The sequence below is a fragment of the Synechococcus sp. KORDI-100 genome, from assembly GCF_000737535.1.
In the GTDB taxonomy this organism is placed as follows: domain Bacteria; phylum Cyanobacteriota; class Cyanobacteriia; order PCC-6307; family Cyanobiaceae; genus Parasynechococcus.
On sequence record NZ_CP006269.1, the window covers coordinates 729,586 to 746,551 of the forward strand.

The 16,966-nt window shown below is 58.1% G+C and carries 24 protein-coding genes and 1 tRNA gene; 5 read left to right on the plus strand and 20 right to left on the minus strand.

All coding sequences use genetic code 11. The features are described from left to right. Window positions 1-11: 11 nt before the first annotated feature. Together KR100_RS03560 and KR100_RS03565 are read right to left on the minus strand one after the other, a co-directional pair. Window positions 12-890 (minus strand): phycobilisome linker polypeptide, encoded by an 879-nt coding sequence (locus KR100_RS03560; RefSeq protein WP_038547834.1) that lies wholly within the window; start codon window positions 888-890, stop codon window positions 12-14. A gap of 127 nt (window positions 891-1,017) precedes the next feature. Further along, entirely contained in the window at window positions 1,018-1,701 is a 684-nt protein-coding gene (locus KR100_RS03565; RefSeq protein WP_038543242.1) for a pentapeptide repeat-containing protein, read from the minus strand. A 194-nt stretch (window positions 1,702-1,895) separates the two neighbouring features. Between KR100_RS03565 and KR100_RS03570 the strand changes: the two genes are divergently transcribed. Then, a complete protein-coding gene (locus tag KR100_RS03570) occupies window positions 1,896-2,243 on the plus strand; it encodes a Nif11-like leader peptide family natural product precursor (protein ID WP_038543244.1) in 348 nt (115 codons plus the stop codon). 6 nt (window positions 2,244-2,249) lie between these two features. Here KR100_RS03570 and KR100_RS03575 read toward each other — a convergent pair whose 3' ends face one another. The 6 genes from KR100_RS03575 to KR100_RS03600 all read right to left on the minus strand — a co-directional run bounded on the left by KR100_RS03575 (window position 2,250) and on the right by KR100_RS03600 (window position 5,857). Then, on the minus strand, window positions 2,250-2,429 hold the full coding sequence (locus KR100_RS03575; RefSeq protein ID WP_038543246.1) for a hypothetical protein: 180 nt from the start codon (window positions 2,427-2,429) through the stop codon (window positions 2,250-2,252). 85 nt (window positions 2,430-2,514) lie between these two features. After that, complete coding sequence (locus tag KR100_RS03580; protein WP_051847302.1) at window positions 2,515-3,123, minus strand: chromophore lyase CpcT/CpeT; 609 nt, start codon at window positions 3,121-3,123, stop codon at window positions 2,515-2,517. Window positions 3,124-3,186: 63 nt separating this feature from the next. Then, window positions 3,187-3,954 (minus strand): phycobilisome rod-core linker polypeptide, encoded by a 768-nt coding sequence (locus KR100_RS03585; RefSeq protein ID WP_038543248.1) that lies wholly within the window; start codon window positions 3,952-3,954, stop codon window positions 3,187-3,189. Between the two features lie 72 nt (window positions 3,955-4,026). Continuing rightward, complete coding sequence (locus tag KR100_RS03590; RefSeq protein WP_156097894.1) at window positions 4,027-4,602, minus strand: phycobilisome polypeptide; 576 nt, start codon at window positions 4,600-4,602, stop codon at window positions 4,027-4,029. Continuing rightward, entirely contained in the window at window positions 4,599-5,024 is a 426-nt protein-coding gene (locus KR100_RS03595) for a hypothetical protein (protein WP_038543250.1), read from the minus strand. The genes KR100_RS03590 and KR100_RS03595 overlap by 4 nt, the downstream gene beginning before the upstream one ends. Before the next feature lie 176 nt (window positions 5,025-5,200). Next, window positions 5,201-5,857 carry a TVP38/TMEM64 family protein gene (locus tag KR100_RS03600; protein WP_038543252.1) on the minus strand — a complete coding sequence of 219 codons (657 nt, stop codon included), beginning with the start codon at window positions 5,855-5,857 and terminating at the stop codon, window positions 5,201-5,203. Window positions 5,858-5,973: 116 nt separating this feature from the next. Here KR100_RS03600 and KR100_RS03605 point away from each other — a divergent pair, with 116 nt between their 5' ends. Further along, window positions 5,974-6,372 carry a hypothetical protein gene (locus KR100_RS03605; protein WP_038547841.1) on the plus strand — a complete coding sequence of 133 codons (399 nt, stop codon included), beginning with the start codon at window positions 5,974-5,976 and terminating at the stop codon, window positions 6,370-6,372. Here KR100_RS03605 and KR100_RS03610 read toward each other — a convergent pair whose 3' ends face one another. The 11 genes from KR100_RS03610 to psbB all read right to left on the minus strand — a co-directional run bounded on the left by KR100_RS03610 (window position 6,373) and on the right by psbB (window position 14,775). Then, window positions 6,373-6,612: a hypothetical protein gene (locus KR100_RS03610; protein WP_038547843.1), complete on the minus strand. Its 240-nt coding sequence runs from the start codon at window positions 6,610-6,612 to the stop codon at window positions 6,373-6,375. It lies immediately after the preceding gene. Window positions 6,613-6,634: 22 nt separating this feature from the next. Beyond that, a tRNA-Phe gene (locus KR100_RS03615) sits at window positions 6,635-6,707 on the minus strand. Next, window positions 6,698-7,375 carry a ComF family protein gene (locus tag KR100_RS14785; protein WP_071839833.1) on the minus strand — a complete coding sequence of 226 codons (678 nt, stop codon included), beginning with the start codon at window positions 7,373-7,375 and terminating at the stop codon, window positions 6,698-6,700. The genes KR100_RS03615 and KR100_RS14785 overlap by 10 nt, the downstream gene beginning before the upstream one ends. Before the next feature lie 33 nt (window positions 7,376-7,408). After that, window positions 7,409-7,684 carry a DUF2470 domain-containing protein gene (locus tag KR100_RS03625; RefSeq protein WP_038543256.1) on the minus strand — a complete coding sequence of 92 codons (276 nt, stop codon included), beginning with the start codon at window positions 7,682-7,684 and terminating at the stop codon, window positions 7,409-7,411. A 178-nt stretch (window positions 7,685-7,862) separates the two neighbouring features. Then, entirely contained in the window at window positions 7,863-9,101 is a 1,239-nt protein-coding gene (locus KR100_RS03630) for an FGGY-family carbohydrate kinase (protein WP_038543258.1), read from the minus strand. 5 nt (window positions 9,102-9,106) lie between these two features. Next, on the minus strand, window positions 9,107-10,366 hold the full coding sequence (gene metK, locus KR100_RS03635) for a methionine adenosyltransferase (RefSeq protein ID WP_038543261.1): 1,260 nt from the start codon (window positions 10,364-10,366) through the stop codon (window positions 9,107-9,109). Window positions 10,367-10,393: 27 nt separating this feature from the next. Further along, entirely contained in the window at window positions 10,394-11,170 is a 777-nt protein-coding gene (locus KR100_RS03640) for an HAD family hydrolase (RefSeq protein WP_038543263.1), read from the minus strand. An 11-nt stretch (window positions 11,171-11,181) separates the two neighbouring features. Then, window positions 11,182-12,300: a 30S ribosomal protein S1 gene (locus KR100_RS03645; protein ID WP_038543265.1), complete on the minus strand. Its 1,119-nt coding sequence runs from the start codon at window positions 12,298-12,300 to the stop codon at window positions 11,182-11,184. Window positions 12,301-12,411: 111 nt separating this feature from the next. Next, on the minus strand, window positions 12,412-12,888 hold the full coding sequence (gene nrdR, locus KR100_RS03650; RefSeq protein ID WP_038547845.1) for a transcriptional regulator NrdR: 477 nt from the start codon (window positions 12,886-12,888) through the stop codon (window positions 12,412-12,414). Window positions 12,889-13,098: 210 nt separating this feature from the next. Further along, window positions 13,099-13,194 (minus strand): photosystem II reaction center protein T, encoded by a 96-nt coding sequence (locus KR100_RS14790; RefSeq protein ID WP_071839834.1) that lies wholly within the window; start codon window positions 13,192-13,194, stop codon window positions 13,099-13,101. Between the two features lie 21 nt (window positions 13,195-13,215). Beyond that, window positions 13,216-14,775, minus strand: coding sequence for a photosystem II chlorophyll-binding protein CP47 (gene psbB / locus KR100_RS03655; RefSeq protein WP_038543267.1), 1,560 nt, complete (start codon window positions 14,773-14,775; stop codon window positions 13,216-13,218). Between the two features lie 180 nt (window positions 14,776-14,955). On the opposite strand from psbB, the gene KR100_RS03660 reads away from it, so the two are divergent. Further along, window positions 14,956-15,399: a 2Fe-2S iron-sulfur cluster-binding protein gene (locus KR100_RS03660; RefSeq protein ID WP_038543269.1), complete on the plus strand. Its 444-nt coding sequence runs from the start codon at window positions 14,956-14,958 to the stop codon at window positions 15,397-15,399. A gap of 59 nt (window positions 15,400-15,458) precedes the next feature. Then, window positions 15,459-15,566: a photosystem II reaction center protein PsbM gene (gene psbM, locus KR100_RS03665; RefSeq protein ID WP_038543271.1), complete on the plus strand. Its 108-nt coding sequence runs from the start codon at window positions 15,459-15,461 to the stop codon at window positions 15,564-15,566. 2 nt (window positions 15,567-15,568) lie between these two features. On the opposite strand, the gene KR100_RS03670 is transcribed toward psbM, so the two are convergent. Next, window positions 15,569-16,417 carry a universal stress protein gene (locus tag KR100_RS03670; RefSeq protein WP_038543273.1) on the minus strand — a complete coding sequence of 283 codons (849 nt, stop codon included), beginning with the start codon at window positions 16,415-16,417 and terminating at the stop codon, window positions 15,569-15,571. A 44-nt stretch (window positions 16,418-16,461) separates the two neighbouring features. On the opposite strand from KR100_RS03670, the gene KR100_RS03675 reads away from it, so the two are divergent. Further along, complete coding sequence (locus KR100_RS03675) at window positions 16,462-16,920, plus strand: thioesterase family protein (RefSeq protein WP_038543275.1); 459 nt, start codon at window positions 16,462-16,464, stop codon at window positions 16,918-16,920. Window positions 16,921-16,966 lie beyond the last annotated feature (46 nt).

The following is a 16,966-nucleotide window of genomic DNA, read 5'->3' on the forward strand; positions in this document are numbered from 1 at the left end:
CAGTCAGATCATCAACTGATGGGAGTAATGCTGGAGATTTTGCCGCCTTCGCGGTGGATGCGAATGAATTGTTCAGATAACTTGTCGAAGGGCACGTAATAGACCCTGTTTGACTTCACGTAGCGAGAGATTCGTTTCAAGTTGTTTGACCTGTAGCCAGTCACTTCAACACGAAAAGTCTTCCCTTCAGACCCTGCCCCGACGCCAAGCCGAGTAGGGGCTTCCTGGAGATTGGCTGCTGGACGAAAGCTCCAACCGGTGCTCTCTTCAGATGATGGCCGAACGACTGGGAGAGGACGATTTTGGTATGCCGCTCCTCCCAGCTTTGAGGCTTTACCCGACAGATCACCCTTGAGACTGCTACTGCTGTTGCCTCGTAACAGCTGAAAATTCCACGTGAATTCCTGCATCGTTCCGCAGGATTCGGTTTTCCACCCACGTTGATAGGGAACGATCCACTCTCCAAAGGTGTCTTGGTATTCTTTCGAGTCAATAAACGTGTCGATGTCTTTCTCAAATCCAGCAGAGTCGAGTGTGTCGGAGTGACCCCTCATTTCCTCATAATCTGTTGGCGCCCGCCCGAGTAAATGACGAAAGGTAAGTTCAATGTAGCGATAGCGTGAACAGCTATCGAAAAATCTTGTTCTGTAGAGGTCGCTTTTGGCGAGCTTGCGAACTAGTTCTCGAACGCTTAATTCGCCCAATTTAAATTGCGATTCAGTGATGAGATCTCGCTCACTGTCCATGACGTAGGCATTGCCTAGCACCTGGCGGTAGGTTGCGCGAATGATCTCAGCTTTTTTGAGATCATCATCTCCCGGCAGAAGTTCAACCACTGCATCGGTATCGAAGCTTTCTACCCCAAGGAGCGAGGCCGGACCGAATGGCATGGACAGGATCCACTTATCGCCGTACCATGATCGGGCAAGTGTCGTCATGTATACGGCGGTCTTTACAAACCTCAACCCGCACTGCCTTGAGCCACGGCAGGGGTTCCAGGCTTGAGACGTTCGATTATCAGCCTTGAAGATTTTGAAGGCTCACGCGTGTTGTCTGCCGTGTGATCGGGTTCCAATGATCGAGCTGATCTGACGGTCGCGTCAGCAAGATCGTGGTCATCGTTTCGAAATTCTTGCAGTAGGAAAAATCCGCACCCTTGATTGAATCGGCGGTTTCAAAATCCGCGTTTTCAAGGTCGGCGCCGCGAAAATCGGCCAGATCCAGCTGTGAAGTGCCGAAGCGTGCTCGTTTGCAGCAGGCTCCTTTAAAGCTGGCGTTTCGAAGGTCAGCACCAACAAATGACACGTCATTCAGAACGGAACCGCTCAGATCAGCACCACTGAGGTAGGCCCCCAAAAAACTGGCACCTCTGAGGTCGAGTCCTCGGAGGTCTGCGCCATTGAAAAACTGACCATTCAGCCTGGCTCCGGGACCAACGGCTCCGGTAGATACATGGTTGAATTCACGTGGCCAGCGCGTGGCCCAGTCAAATCTGGCGAGTCGAAGATCAGCACCCTCCAAGTTGGCATTGCTGAGATCAGCCCCCCTCAGATCAACACGACAGAGCTTTGCCTGGCTCAAATTGGCTTCTTTCAGGTCTGCATTTCTCCAGGAGGCGCCCCTTGCATCGATGCCTTCGCTCCCATCTCGATCAAGAAAAAGCGGTTGTTGTTGCTCAGGAGCTACCCAATTCTCTAGCAAGTCTGATTATTCGTAAAAAAAGTACTATACAGGGTTGTAACCAGGCGATTTGCCTGGCGTTCTCTGTCACTGCGCCATTTCAATCAATTGTTAACAATGTGAAGTGAGTATTGAGTAATTTGTAGATTTCTTTTCGTCGCAAAATTGTTTGTCGCTATGTTTTATGCTCGGCGTTGTTCATTGTGACGTCCCGCATGAGTAAGAGCGAGTTAAGAAGGTTCATTCGTGACGCTAACCGTTCGGATGAGATGAAAGCAAAGCTCTCGACTGCTGAGCCTGAGCAAATTCTGAAAATTGCAGAACATTATGGGTTTGCATTCTCCGATGAAATAAAGGGTCGATTTATTAATCGATGGTACGGCGTTTATTTTTGTCCTGATCGCGAAGAGGTCGATCAGTTGTGCCCGCGCTTAAAGCCGAATGGATTTCCTACATTGGCGCACTATTCGCAATCGACTTGCAATGTTGAAATGCAGCAGGAAGAAAGGGACTTTCGCTCAGGACAAAAGTATTTTTCTGAAGATCTGAAGGGGTCTAAATAAGCTGAATTACAGCCCAAGGAATTTGGCAGGTATTCCATCAAGCCCGTTGTAGCCGAGCATCTGAGCGATCAGGTTGATGGCCATGCCGCCCAGGTGAATTGCTGCAACGAGAATCAAGCCGCGCCAGAGTTTTTCGAATGTTGCGGGAGGGTTGCCCTGGGACCATGCACTCGACTGCTCTGGCATGAATCAACATAAAAGATCTCCAATAAAAATACATTTTTAAGGATTTCATGGCGCGTTCCTCATTACTTCTTTACAAAAAAACTGCTTACCGCCACCAGTGTGGTGGGATTTCATCAGACCAGTCTTCCTCGCGCTGAAAGGTGAACTCCCCAGCGACTGACCCCCAGACCCGTTGATGTGTCGTCAGGTCATAGCCCCGATCCAAGGTGGTCATCCCCTCCGGACTGAGTTGAAAACGACTCTTCAGATAGGTGTCGACACCATTGCGATGCACGATGCAGCGACAGCCTGGTTCAGTGGTCCCCGCAAAGGTTGAATGGCCGCTTGGGGTGACGTCGTAGGCGCAGCCCTCAAGGACGCCGAACGCTGTTTCTGCGATCGTATCGCGGATCATCCGATCATCAGAGGCGCCCTGAAAACGCTGAAGTTCATGCAAGCGGAAGTTGATCACGCGGATGGACGTTTCACCCTGCAGTGTTGGACGCAGAATTCGAACCCGATAGGGCTGGCTGGGATCGACGGCATATCCCTGCTCAAGCAGCAGCGTTGGCTGATCAAACTGGGGCAACGCCCTGTACTTGAGAATGATGTGGGCGAAGAAGGGAGGATTATCAAAGGCCTGCTGCTGATTGCTGTGCCGTCCAGCGAGCAAACCGCAGAACCGTTGAAGACGCTCCTGGCCGGCCTGGGCCATCGATCATGAATGGGTGTGCATGGGTCGAACCTATGTCACACCCCCTGGTCAGCCTGAAATGTCTCAGGTGTGCAGCATCTCACTTGCAATCGTGAGCAGCACGCGTCCCAGTTCAAAACCACCTATGGCTGCAAGGGTCAGCCAGGCTTTGAGAGCCCAGGCCGGAGGCTGGCCATTGATCCAGGCAGCCGAGGTCTGCGGCGGGGATGCAACAAGGAGCTCCATTTTGTTCGGGCTGGGAGCCCGATCCTTCAGAGAATTCCGCCAGTCAGCTCCGTAGCGCGGAAATTGCTGATAGATCGGAGTTTCACCCAGGGCTCGACCGGGTAGAACGCGCGACCGCTGCTGCGGAACCAGGTCATACCCGAAGCAATGCATGTACTCCGTGCTGTCCAGCAAGGTGTCGACGAAGGCCGTGAAGCCCTTCTCTCCAATCACGATCGACCATGCTCGGCGTTCGGCATCGCCATGGACAGGGCGGCCGAGAACCCGCCCGACAACCTGATCCACCATGCGGTAGTTCGAGCTGCACTGGTAGTAGCCCTGCTTGAATCGCATGGAGAGCAGCAGTCCGCGGATGAAATCCCGGACGGTGATGTTGCCGCTGCGGAGTTGTGATTCCAGGAACGGCTCACGATCACTGCGCATGGCATGGAAGAACACCTGGAGGTAGGCCTGTTCAATCAGCGCATCCATGGCGATGCGGTTGGTGTCGTCCCCAGCGGCTGCGGAGGGATAGAGCTGGCTACGAACGGTGCTCTCGTCGCCGGCAAGATTGCTGACACGGCCGTTCTGGGAGCTGAGCGGGTATTGAAGGAGCGGGATGGCCATGGAGTACGCCGTAGGTAAAAATACTTGCCGCAGATCTTGCTTCGGCTCGTCTGGTTCCCGGTCTGCCTCTTATCAGCTCTTAACTGCAGATTTGTTGAGCTGGGCGCCGAGGTGCTGGAAGCAGTCACGAATCAACTGCTGCTCGCCTGTCTGTGAAACCCCCTCCAGGGCAAGCTCTTTCAGCTGCTCTAGGGCGATTTTCATCCCCTCTGTCGGCACGTTCATCCGCCTGTAAAGCTCCCGCAGTGCGTCCATGCCTCCCGGGTTTGTGAACGTGCTGTGATTGCAGGCCACCGCGTACGTGATCACGCGGAGAAAGTTCCAGCAATCCCGCCAGCAGGCCTCAGCCCTCTCCTGAGGGAACAGGGCCCCGCCCGGCTGAACCAGTTGCGGCTGTGATTCCAGCAGGTGGGCCCTTGCCTGGTTCACCAATTGATCCGCCCTCTCCCCCAGATGGCTGGGGATGCTGGGGTTGATTCCGGATGCATGGCAAATGCTCTCCAGCTCCCCATGGGTCAGCAGGCGTTGAGCCAGGTCGGCTTTGTCGATCAAAGCGCGTGTGGTCTGCGACAGCGCACGGTTGGTGCTGAGTCCCTGAACCCGGGCGTTTTGGGCCAGGGTTTTGATGTCGGTGTATTGGTGGATCAAGAGCTGATCCCGGCAACCGGTGTAGCAATCAACCAGCCGTGGCGCTCCAGATAAAAGGCCCACACCAGATCCTTGCCGAGCCCCGGGCATCGGTCGACGGCAGCCTCCGTGAGTTCTGGTGAAATACCCAGTTGCGATAACAGCCGAGCGACGGCATCGGGGCTGGAGGCTGTTGCCGTGCGGATGGCTGAGCCAACGACCCAGGTCAGACGCGTGTCCTTGAGATCGCCGCTGCTCTTCTCGCACGCAAGCAGAAGATTGGCCGGCGTGGTGTGTTGATCAAAGGTCTCCCGCCAGAGCTCGATGTTTTCATCGAGCAGATTGATCCGAAAACAACCTTCTCCTACGGGTAGATCCAGCTCACCTCTGCTGCCGGCCTGCTCCTGCAGTGCAGCAATTCTCGGATCAGCCAGTGGGCTCATCAAGAAACGCCACGAAAATAGGGTCTATCCAGTGTCCCGGAATTTCTGGGCCCCAGTCGCCGGTTCGTGGGAATCGACATGCATCTGTCTGCAACTGGTGCTGTTTCTTCCGGGGCATCAGCCACGAAGGCCTGGAGCTCGCAACCTGATGGCTGGCTAGGGATCGATGGCGTTGTTTATGTGGACTCCTTGGAGGATGCGACTGAGGATCTCTTCTTCAACAGGCCGGTGAAGGTGGCAAGAGCAAACATCGCGAGTAACGCAATGCCCAGCGACACACTGGCGCCCTTCGTGACTCCCGCTCCAACGGCAACAAGAATCGAATCACTGATCAGCACGCTGATCAGAAGGGCCGGCGCAAAGATCCTCCAGTGGGTTCGGCTGATACCGATGGCGTAGCTGAGGAAATCGAACAGGCCTGTCATGAGCAGTCCGGTCATCAGGAAGAAGTTGCCTTCCAGCTGGTTCTTGCTGAACCCGTCGATCTTTTCCATGGCGCCGGCACCCACAAGACGGCTGACAGGGCCGCGCCCCCAGCGGCGAGCGATGTAAAAGGCCGAACTGCAGAACACCAGATCCGAGAGGATGATGGTCATGTATCCAACCTTGAAGCCCAGAAGGGACCCCGCCAGGAGCGAGTAAACGGAACTCGGCAGAGCCGGAAGAATGATGCTGATTCCACGCAGGACAAACAGCCCCAGGGGAGCCCAGAACCCCATTTCATTGACAGCGTTTTGAAGCGGCGCGATGCCGTAGCGCTGGAGGTAAACGACGACGACAACGAACACAGCGATCCAGGCGCTGATCTTCAGTGCTGTCTTCAGCCTGGACATCTCAATCGCTCGAGAGCACCTGGGAATTTAGGGCAGCCGTTGTGTGCATCACTGCCGTGGACACAAGGCACAGCATCGATACCATCAGCGAAATCTCTCCATTCGAGGCCAGCCCGGTGACCACCACCTCCCCGCGCACCGAGTTTGAGCAGCAGCTGTGCACCCAGCTGCTGAGCCTCAGTGAAGTGGTGGAGACCCTGGCCGATCGGTTGATGGAGCTGGACGCCAGGCTGTCCGAAGTCGAGGGGCAACAGGTCGCTGATGCGGCGACCGCTGCCGTGAGTGATGACGCCAGTGATCTGCTTTCCGCGAGCGAAGAAAAGGTTCGGATGCTGCTGGACCGTCTGAATCCGAGCGAGGTGACCCCCCTTCATGCCGTGGATCTCTCGGATGGTCCCGAACCGGAGACATCTCCATCCCCGGATGCGTCCGAGGACGAACGTGTTGAGGACGAGGCGATCAGTGATGACACCGAATACGTCGATGATCCCCAAATTGATCTGCTATCCGCCTGATCAATCCAGCTCCAGAAGGCGTATGCGAAATCCAGCCACCTGCCTCGCCATGTCGGGTGAACTGATCAGAAACGGGTGATCGGCCATCGCAGCCAACACGGTCTCCAGATGGTCTCCCTGGCTCACCTTCGAGTTGTTTCCGCCTCGAAGTTGTTTCCACGTGCGGTCAAAGACCATCGCGAAACTATCGGCGTTGTTGAACAGCCTGTCGGTCGCCGCATCGGGGGGGATGAAGGACACAGGACATTCGGCATCAGGGTGATGCCAGGACCCAGATTTGAACTGGGGACACGGCGATTTTCAGTCGCCTGCTCTACCAACTGAGCTATCCCGGCGTGTCGCCTTGGCGACGGCGATATCTTAAATCACGGCATGGGGATGGGGTGCGGGCAAGACAGATCAGGCCTGCGACGCGATGGCCGGATGCCTCGAGAGCTGAACGGGCCGCCATGGCTGTCCCACCGGTGGTGAGAATGTCGTCGACAAGCCAGATGATGCGATCGTTGTTGTGCGCGACACCCGTGTTGTCGACACTGAAGACTCCCCGAAGATTGGCGAGCCGCTGCTGGCGATTCAGGTTGTGCTGACCAACGCCAGCACGGGTCCGCCGCAGGATCGGTCGATGCTCCATCCCCAGGCCGGTTGCAATCAGGTCAGCAAAAGACCGTCGTTGTTGGCGACGCCAGCTTGGTATCGGCACCAGCACCGCATCCTTCTCGACAGTGCAGCGATCAGCCAGAAGCTGAACCAGGCCATTCAGCCGAGAGGGTTCGGGGGCCTTGCGCTGCCTGTTGACAAATGTTCGGACTGCTCCGGAATAGTGGGCGAGGGCTTGCCACGGCAGCGGGTCCTCCCCTTTCAGCACGGCTGAAGGAACCCCCAGTCGTCGGCGACAGTCCGGGCAGGGCAGGCCGCTCGCAAAGGCATCGACGGGTTGCCGGCAGAACGGGCAGCTGGGTTCAACCAGAAGGCTGCGGGCAGCCTTGAGAATGCCATTCAGCAAGGGTGCGCTCGCCGTTCCTCAACAGGATTCCCCTCAGTCCTTGTCGTTCGGCATGGCCCGAAGCATCGTGACCAGCGTGCGATGGGCATCTTCGCTGTCGGTGAGGCTGTGATCGAAGCGAATGCGAACGCTCTCGCCATCAACCTCCAGCTCCATGTCGTCGGGGGTGACGGCCACCATGCGTGCGTTGGTCGGGGCTGTGATGCCCCCGTAGTGACGCGCGTAGGCCAAGACCGCCTCAGCGTGATCGTTATTCATGTGTCGGCAGATCCGAGTGCTGACGTCGGCGGTTAGGGGATCAGCTGGCATGACGGAAACGGTTCCTGTGCAAACTCTGGCAGTGATTGGGTCAGCCGAAGCGTTCCAGGAGCAGCAAGCCCAGCCGGATGCCGCTGAACGTCACATAGCCGGCAAGGATGACGAACAGGCCGATGGCCAGACCATCGCGCAACTTGTTGGGCATGGCGCTCCAGGGATGGATGAATTCTTACCTGGCGACGGCATCGAGTGCCAAACGTGCGGCGCCGGCTGCCGGCGGACGGAAGCAACTCACGACCGGAATCTTCAGACGACGTTCGCGAAGACGTCTCCACTGCGGATTGCGGGCACCTCCGCCCAGGCTGATCACCCGTCTTGGGGCCGGGGCACCCAGTTCAGTCAGGCAACGCCAGCCCTGTTGTTCGATCTCCGCCAACCCTTCAAGCAATCCGTGGAGATAAAGCGCGTCGCTGACTGGTCGTGGCTCCAGAACGGGTTGAAGGTTGGGATTGTCGACGGGAAAGCGCTCTCCAGGGCCAGGGTATGGCCGCAGGCACAGGCCACTGTCGGACTCCGGGTCAATCTGACGGCTGAGTTCCTGGAGAACACTGGGATCAAACAGCTTGCTGAGCACGCCACCGCCGGCGTTGGAAGCCCCTCCACAGAGCCAGCGTCCACCCACCCGGTGTAGGGTGATCCCCGGTCCCCGGATGGGTCGATCGGTGAAGCGCTTCATCACCAACGTGGTCCCCAACACGGTGATGCCATCGTCGTCTCCGGGATCCGCCGCCAGAACGGCTGCATTGGAATCCGTTGTCCCAGCGATGACTTGAAGCTGATGCGGCAGATCCAGCTCATTGGCACGTTCAGCGTCAATGAGCCCGAGCCTTGATCCGCTGGGACAGATCTGGGGCAGGGCTTGCCCCCATGCCTGGTCGATCAGTCCAGGCAGCCAGGCGTTGCGCTCGAGATCCCATCCCAGCCGCACGTTGTTGCCTTCCTCTCCCCATCGCCAGTCGTTGAGAAGCCAACCGTTCAGCCAGTCCGCCTGATGCCGAAGCAGCAGATCTTGGCCGTACTGTTCCATCAGCCGCAGGCCTCGAGCCAGGCTGCTGCTCGAGCTGGCGGCTGGCCCTCCTTCTGGAACGAGCTGTTGAAGTTGTTCCGTGTGGGCTGGAAAGGCTTCGGAGTACCGGAGAGCTCGGCTAATCGGGGTTCCATTGGCCTCGCAGGCCAACAGGGTGCCCGATGTGCCATCCACTGCGAGGGCTACGAGTCTGGAGCGCATGCACTCCGGGATGGCCCGGATGAGCTCCCGGCATCCCTGCTGCCAGTCTTCCGGTTGCGTCAGACCCGTTCGATAGCGCGAGGATTGGCTGTGCAGAATCGTTGTCTGCCGATCAAGCACGGCAACCCTGATGCCGCTGGTCCCGAGGTCGATGCCCAGTACCAGCGGGCTCTCACCCATCGGGTTCAGACGGTGACGCCTTGCTTCAAGCGGCTCGCTTCAGCCTGCAGGAGCTCCGCGCTCTTGTCGGCAACATCTTCCCAGGGGGCCTTGAGATCATTCCGTCCGAAGTGCCCGTAAGCGGCGGTGTTTTGGTAGAACCGACCTCCCCTTTGCTGGGGGAGGGTTCGCAGGCCGAAGCTTTCGATTATGGCGCCGGGACGCAGGTCGAAGTGCTCCTGCACAAGTTCGGTGAGTTCCGCATTGGAGACCTTCCCTGTACCGAAGGACTCGACCAGGATCGAGACGGGTCGCGCCACGCCAATGGCGTAACTCAGCTGCACTTCGGCGCGCTCTGCAAGCCCTGATGCCACAAGGCATTTGGCCACGTAACGAGCTGCGTAAGCCGCTGAACGGTCCACCTTGGTTGGGTCCTTGCCGGAGAAGGCCCCTCCGCCATGACGGGCGTAACCGCCATAGGTGTCAACGATGATCTTGCGGCCGGTCAGGCCTGCGTCGCCCTGGGGGCCCCCCACCACAAATTTTCCGGTGGGGTTCACCAGATACCTTGTGTCAGCCCGGTTGGGCTTGAGGGCGAGATCGGCAGTGGCAGGTTCCACGACATGGGTCCAAAGATCCTCTGTGATGCGATCCCGGATCCCTTGCTCGTCACTGATGCCGGCCACCTCGGCGGTGTGCTGGGTGGAGATCAGGATGGTGTCGATGGCGACGGGTCGGTCGTCCTCGTAGACGACGCTGACCTGGGTTTTCCCGTCAGGCAGCAGGTAGTCGAGGGTGCCGGCATGGCGAACCTCGGCCAGACGTTTGGAGAGACGGTGAGCCAGGCTGATTGGCAGCGGCATCAGCTCCGGAGTCTCATTGCAGGCATAGCCGAACATGATTCCCTGATCTCCGGCTCCGACACGGTCGAGGGGATCACCTTCATGGTCATCGGCTTCATCGACCCCTTGGGCAATATCCGGCGATTGCTGATCCAGGGCCACCAGCACAGCGCAACTGTTGGCATCGAATCCTCCGGCTCTGGCGCCGCTGTAGCCAATCTCCCGGATCACATTGCGAACCAGATGGATGAAATCCACCTGGGCTTTGGACGTCACCTCGCCCGTGATCATGCAAAGACCTGTGTTCACCACGGTCTCGCAGGCGACCCGGCTTGAGGGATCCTGAGCCAGGAGTGCATCGAGCACGGCGTCACTGACCTGATCGCAGATCTTGTCTGGATGTCCCTCCGTGACCGACTCAGACGTGAACACGTGGCGGCTCATGGATGCGATCAATCAGTTCGGCGGACTTTACGCGGAGGCTTTCACATTCAGATCTGCCCATCGTTCAAAAAGATGATCGGCGCTTGGCAGGTGTGGGGGCACGGCCCAGCCGCCACGGAAACCGAGCACAACGCCGATGCCAGCCGCGGTGGCCATCGTCAGATCCGTTTCCGCATCGCCAATCAGGGCACAGTCCTTCGGTTGCAGATCACACTGCGCGCAGAGCGCCTGCACGGCGCCGGGATCAGGTTTCGACGGTGCGTCGTCGGCACTCCAGAGGCCGCTGATCCGCTTGTGCAGGTCGTGGTGAGACAAGAACTGATCAATCCCGTCCCTGGTGTCATTGCTGATCACGGCCATCGTGACCGCTGCCTGATTAAGGGCTTCGATCAGGCCATCGACGCCTGGCAACAGCTCACTGATCGTCGGCAAGCCTGATGGAGATTGATCGCTTGCGTCGAAACTGTCTGATGCGATCCGGCTGGCTTCCGGCCAGCTGCAACCCTGAAGACAGAGCACGGTTGCCATCGAGGTGAGATTGTCACGCCGTGCCGCAACAGCCAGGGTTCCCGCTGGATCGAGACCGTTGTCCCGTCGGCCGAACGCATCGCGCAGTTGTTGCCGCAAGGCATCTTCCGAGAGTGCTGCCCTCCCCAATGTTTTCCAGATCTGCAGTGCTTGCGAAATTCGATCGTCCGCAAGCTTCAGCAGGTGAGGCTCACTGCGCGAAAGGGTGCCGTCCTTATCGAACAGCACCCCTTTCACCCGTCCGATGGGCTGACCCTTCAACAGCAGTTCAGCCATCGCTGGCTGTCTCAGACCATCATCACTCCAAGGCCTTCCTCGCCTTCCTCAGCCTGCTCCAGCAACATCTTCTTGTAGCGAGCGGCCATTTCCTCGGCGTTGTCGAAGACCTTCTGCGGATCGGTCAGCATGTCGCCCGGTTCGGGTTCCAGCGCTTTGGTGGAGAGCGAAATCCTTCCCCGTTCCGCATCGAGATCGATGATCATCACCTTCATCTGATCGTTGACGTTCAGCACCGAGTGCGGCGTTTCGATGTGTTCATGGCTGATCTCTGAAATGTGAAGCAGGCCGCTCACACCGCCGATATCAATGAAAGCGCCGTAGGGCTTGATGCCTCGAACGGTTCCGATGACCACTTCTCCCACCTCGAGGCGATTCATCTTGCGTTCGACCAGCGCCCTCCGATGGCTGAGCACCAGGCGATTGCGCTCCTCATCCACTTCCAGGAACTTCAGCGGCAGGAAGTCTGCAACCAGCTCTTCCTTCGGCTTGCGGGTGCTGATGTGAGAGCCGGGAATGAAGCCTCTCAGTCCTTCAACCCTCACCAGTGCACCACCACGGTTGGTGGCAAAGACCTCTGAATAAATCGTGGCGTCTTCTTTCTGAAGTTGTCGGACCCGCTCCCAGGCGCGTTGGTATTCGATCCGGCGAACCGACAGGGCGAGTTGACCGTCCTCGTTCTCCTCACTCATGATGAAGAACTCACGGATTTCACCGGGCTGCAGGACGTCACCGAGCCCTTCGACCCGGTTGATCGACACCTCCTGCAGTGGCATGAAAGCCGCGGTCTTGGCACCGATATCGATCATGGCGCCCTTGGATTCGAGGGCGAACACGGTGCCGTTAACGATGTCGCCTGGCTTGAAGTTGTAGTCGTACTTGCTTAGAAGAGCAGCAAATTCATCCAGGGTGAACCCGGCATCATCAAGGCTTCGGCTTGTGGCTCTGCTGCTTGGGTCATCCGCACTTGGGACGTCCTCAGGGATGCTCAGATCGTCCTCGCCGAATGCCTGTTCAGCGTCGTCGACGGCAGAGCTCTGATCCGCTGATGTCTCAGTGGTCACAGAGGCGTTTGTCGCTTCAGCTGCTGGAGTTTCCTGAACCTGCTCTTCGGTGGGCGTCGCGGACATGGGGGTATGGCGGTCTGCCTCGGGAGGGCAGTACGAGAATGTCCATGGTTCGCCCGCCGACGATCCACGGAGAATTCACGATCTTACAGACTGGACTTCAGCCTTCGGACGTCAGCCGACGGCCGCGAGGTGCGTCTCGTCCCGATTCATGGTTTCCAGAGTCGAAATGAAATCGCTGATGCCGCGGAACTGTCGATACACCGAGGCGAAACGGATGTAGGCCACTTCACTCATCACCTTGAGCTGAGCCAGCACCAGTTCGCCAATCTCGGCGCTGCTGACATCCCGTCCGCTGCGTTGCTGCAGCTGCAGTTCCAGCTCTTCAACCATCGTTTCGAGCCGGGAAGCGTCGAGACCGGTTTTTTCACACGCTCTGTTCAGACCGTGCAGAAGCTTGCTGCGACTGAAGATCTCACGGCTGCCATCGCGTTTGACAACGGTGATTGGAACGGTTTCCACCCGCTCGTAGGTGGTGAACCGGAACTCGCAGTTGAGACATTCTCGGCGTCGCCGCACACTGCGACCGGAATCAGCTGCGCGTGATTCGAGCACACGACTATCGGTGTTCTGGCAGGAGGGGCACTGCACGCCCTGTTCAACCTTGAAGGTGCACCAACTGTAGACAGTGTTTTGAGTCTTGAGAAGGGCCTTCACGACATCAGTCTCAGCTTTGATTCGCCAGGATGCTTGCCGCTGTAATGAGACTGGCCGTTTCACGGATCCAGATCGAGATCAGCCTGCGACGAGGTCTCGGCAGGAAATGAAAAAACCCTGCCGCGGCAGGGTTTTTGGGGACACCTATTTACCGATCTTTGGAGGATCTCGGAAGGCGATTGCGAAAAACAAAGTCGCGATCGCGAAGGTGAGGATGAGGATGTAAGCGAAGCTTTCCATCGGAAGACTCCTGTAGGGCGATTATTTGAGTGGAGTTCCCGCGGGGGGAACGTAACCATCGGGAAGACGGCGGGTGGTTTGGTCACCGAGCTTGGCGAAGAGGCCGAACTCAACCTGATCGCCAAGATCGGGGTCAATACCCGCGAACACATCGCGATACAGGGTTCGGGCACCGTGCCAGATGTGTCCGAAGAAGAACAGCAATGCAAAGGTTGCGTGACCGAAGGTGAACCAACCTCGGGGTGAACTCCTGAAGACACCGTCGGAGTTGTAAGTCTCTCTGTCGAAGTCGAAGGCCTCGCCGAGCTGAGATTTACGAGCCAGACGCTTCACGTCAGCTGGGTCGCTGAATGTTTGACCATCGAGGGCTCCTCCAAACACCTGAGCCGTCACACCCTGCTGCTCGAAGGAGTACTTCGCTTCAGCACGACGGAAGGGGATGTCGGCGCGGACAATTCCCTGCTCATCTTCGAGGACAACAGGGAAGTTTTCGAAGAAGTTCGGAAGACGACGAACCTGGAGCTCTCTGCCATCGCGATCTGTGAACACGATGTGACCAAGCCACGACGTGGGAAGGCCATCACCATTCACCATCGGTCCGACCCGGAACAGACCGCCCTTCGCAGGGCTGTTACCGACGTAGTCATAGAAGGCAAGTTTTTCAGGAATGGCTGCGTAGGCTTCCTCCCGTGTTGCTCCATCGTCCATCGCCGTTTGAACGCGACGGTTGATTTCGGTTTTGAAATAGCTCTGGTCCCACTGATAACGAGTCGGTCCGAACAGCTCAACCGGTGTGGCAGCGGAGCCGTACCACATGGTTCCAGCCACGATGAAGGCAGCGAAGAAAACAGCTGCGATGGCACTGGCCAGGACGGTTTCGATGTTTCCCATCCGGAGGGCTTTGTAGAGCCTCTCGGGGGGTCGGGTCGTGATGTGGAAGATTCCCGCGATGATTCCGACGATGCCTGCAGCGATGTGGTGGGCAACGATTCCTCCCGGATTAAAGGGGTTAAAACCCTCTGGTCCCCAAGCGGGTTGAACAGGTTCAAGATGTCCGGTGATTCCGTATGGGTCTGAGATCCACATCCCGGGACCGAAAACACCTGTGAGGTGGAAGGCTCCGAAGCCGAAGCATCCCAGGCCTGCAAGAAGGAGGTGAATCCCGAAAATCTTGGGAAGATCAAGGGCTGGCTCCCCGGTGCGCGGGTCCTGCCAGATTTCGAGATCCCAGTAGGTCCAGTGCCAGATCGCGGCCAGCATCAGAAGGCCACTGAAAATGATGTGGGCTGCTGCGACCCCTTCAAAGCTCCAGAAACCAGGATCGACACCTGTTTCTCCTGTGATGCTCCAGCCGCCCCAGCTGCCTGTGACCCCGAGTCGGGACATGAAGGGCATGACGAACATCCCCTGACGCCACATCGGATTCAGAACCGGATCTGAGGGGTCAAAGATGGCAAGTTCGTAGAGGGCCATGGAGCCGGCCCAGCCGGCGACCAGGGCTGTATGCATGAGGTGCACGGCCAGAAGTCGGCCCGGATCGTTGATAACGACGGTGTGCACCCGATACCAGGGCAATCCCATGGGACAGGTTTGAGGAACAAGGCTGCATCGGCAGCCAGACCAAGCGATGGTAAGGGTTATCAGCTGTGCTTCGTCGGCTTCGGTCGCGGGACGAAACGTGCCGTGACACGGATTTCAGAAGCCCCTTATTCACAAAACGCAATCCTTCCACTCATAGTGGTGCCCGTTTAACCGTCCTGCATGCCCGTCATTCGATTCGTGCGCGAGGGTCGCGATGTTGAGTGCTACCCCGGAGAAAATCTCAGAGACGTTGCACTGCGGGAAGGGATCGAGCTCTATGGCCTGAAGGGTCAGCTGGGCAACTGCGGGGGCTGCGGACAATGCATCACCTGTTTCGTGTCCGTGGTTGACGAGGAGAAAAACGATGCCCTGACCGCCCGAACCGTCGTTGAAGACAACAAGCTCCGCCGACGACCGCAGGACTGGCGTTTGGCTTGTCAGGCTCTCGTGGAGCGTTCGGTGCTGATCCTCACCCGCCCACAGGTGCGCCTCCCCAACGCGGAAGCCCGTTTGACAGCAGCACGCCAAGCAGCTCTTCCTGTGGGTCCGACAGCCTGGCCTGCCGCAGCCATTGAGGAGCAGGACGAGGATCCAGAAGCTGCTACCGCCGGTGAAGAGGACTGAGCCCGGTGGGCTGATCGACACGTGTCGGTGATACCTTCGCGTGGCTCGTCCCAGCGGCCATGGAAACCAACGATCTCGGATTCGTCGCCAGCCTTCTCTTCATCCTGGTTCCGGGGATCTTTTTGCTGATTCTCTACATCCAGACCAACAGCAGAGAGCAGGGCTGAGGTCAGTTCTGTTCAGCCTCACGGACCAGGAGAACAGGTGCAGGAGCATGAACTCTGATGTAATCGCTCACTGAACCTCCCAGCAGCTTGTCCAGGTCGACGAGACCTCTGGCCACAAGCGGTCGACGGTCCTGAGAGGCGATCACAACCAGATCCGCCTGGGTGTCCTGTGCTGCACGACAGACCTCGCGGCCGATATCGGCACCGGTTGCGTGAAAAGTTTTCAAGACGATGCCAAAACTTCGAGCCCGCTGCACGGCTGCGTCGAGAACCTCGTCCGCCTTGGTTCGTCCGCCGCGAGTCGGTGTGATGTCCTGACGGCTGACATGGACGCCGGTCAGGATTCCGCCGGGAATGTCCCGAACCAGTTCGCAGGCCACCCGCACGGCGTCGTCCCCAACACCAGTGCCGTCGACGGTGACCATCACCCGATTGACGTGGCGGACGTAGAGGTCATCACGCACCAGCAGCATCGGACGGGTGGACAGCTGAAACACGTACTGGCTGGTGCTGTTGGCGAGAATGGACTGAAGTCGTCCTAGTCCTCGCGAACCCATCACGATCAGGTCGCAGCTGAGCTCCTCAGCAACATTCAGGACGGTTTGCTTGGGATCGCCCTCGCGAACCAAGCTGTTCACCCCGTTCGGATTCAGGGCCATCCTTTCGATAGCGCTATTCAGCAGCTGTTCAGCGTTGCTGCGGTGATCATCCGCCTGGGATTTGCTCTGTTCCTGAACGACATGCAGGAGATTGACCTTGGCTCGCCCGAAACTCGGGATGTCCTGCAGCATCCGCACCATCTCCTCGACATGCCCTGTCCCTGAGTCGGCAACCAGCAGGTTTCTGAACACGGCAGTGCGGCAGTCTTTGCGGAAGCCTATGGGCCTGATCCTGAATGAACAGCAAGCTGAGGGAGAGCGTTACGCCAAATCCCTGGCGCCTCTCAAAGCGTGTTCTGCCGCAGCACACCGACCATGCAGGCGTGGTCTGGCACGGCACGTATGTCGCCTGGCTGGAGGAGGCACGCGTCGAGGCTCTAGCCCTGGCCGGTGCCCAGTACGGAGAGATCGCGGCCGGTGGGATTGAGATGCCGGTGGTGTCGCTTCAGATCGACTACCGGCGCAGCCTGAGACATGGCGACATCATTGATATTGAAAGCGTCTGTGGCTCCCAGCGCGGCGTCCGCTGGCCCTGGTCCTTCCGCTTGATGTGCAATCGCGACCTGGTCGCGGAAGCGGCCGTCGACTTGGTGATGCTGGCTGCTGAGGGCCGCGTTCTCAGGCGTCCTCCGCCGGAGTTGATCGCTGTCATGCAGCGCTTGATTCTTGGCCCGGCAGGTGAACCAATAGATTGAAGTAGTACATCTGTACCAAATTACGCGGGGCTGGTGGTGGCTATGG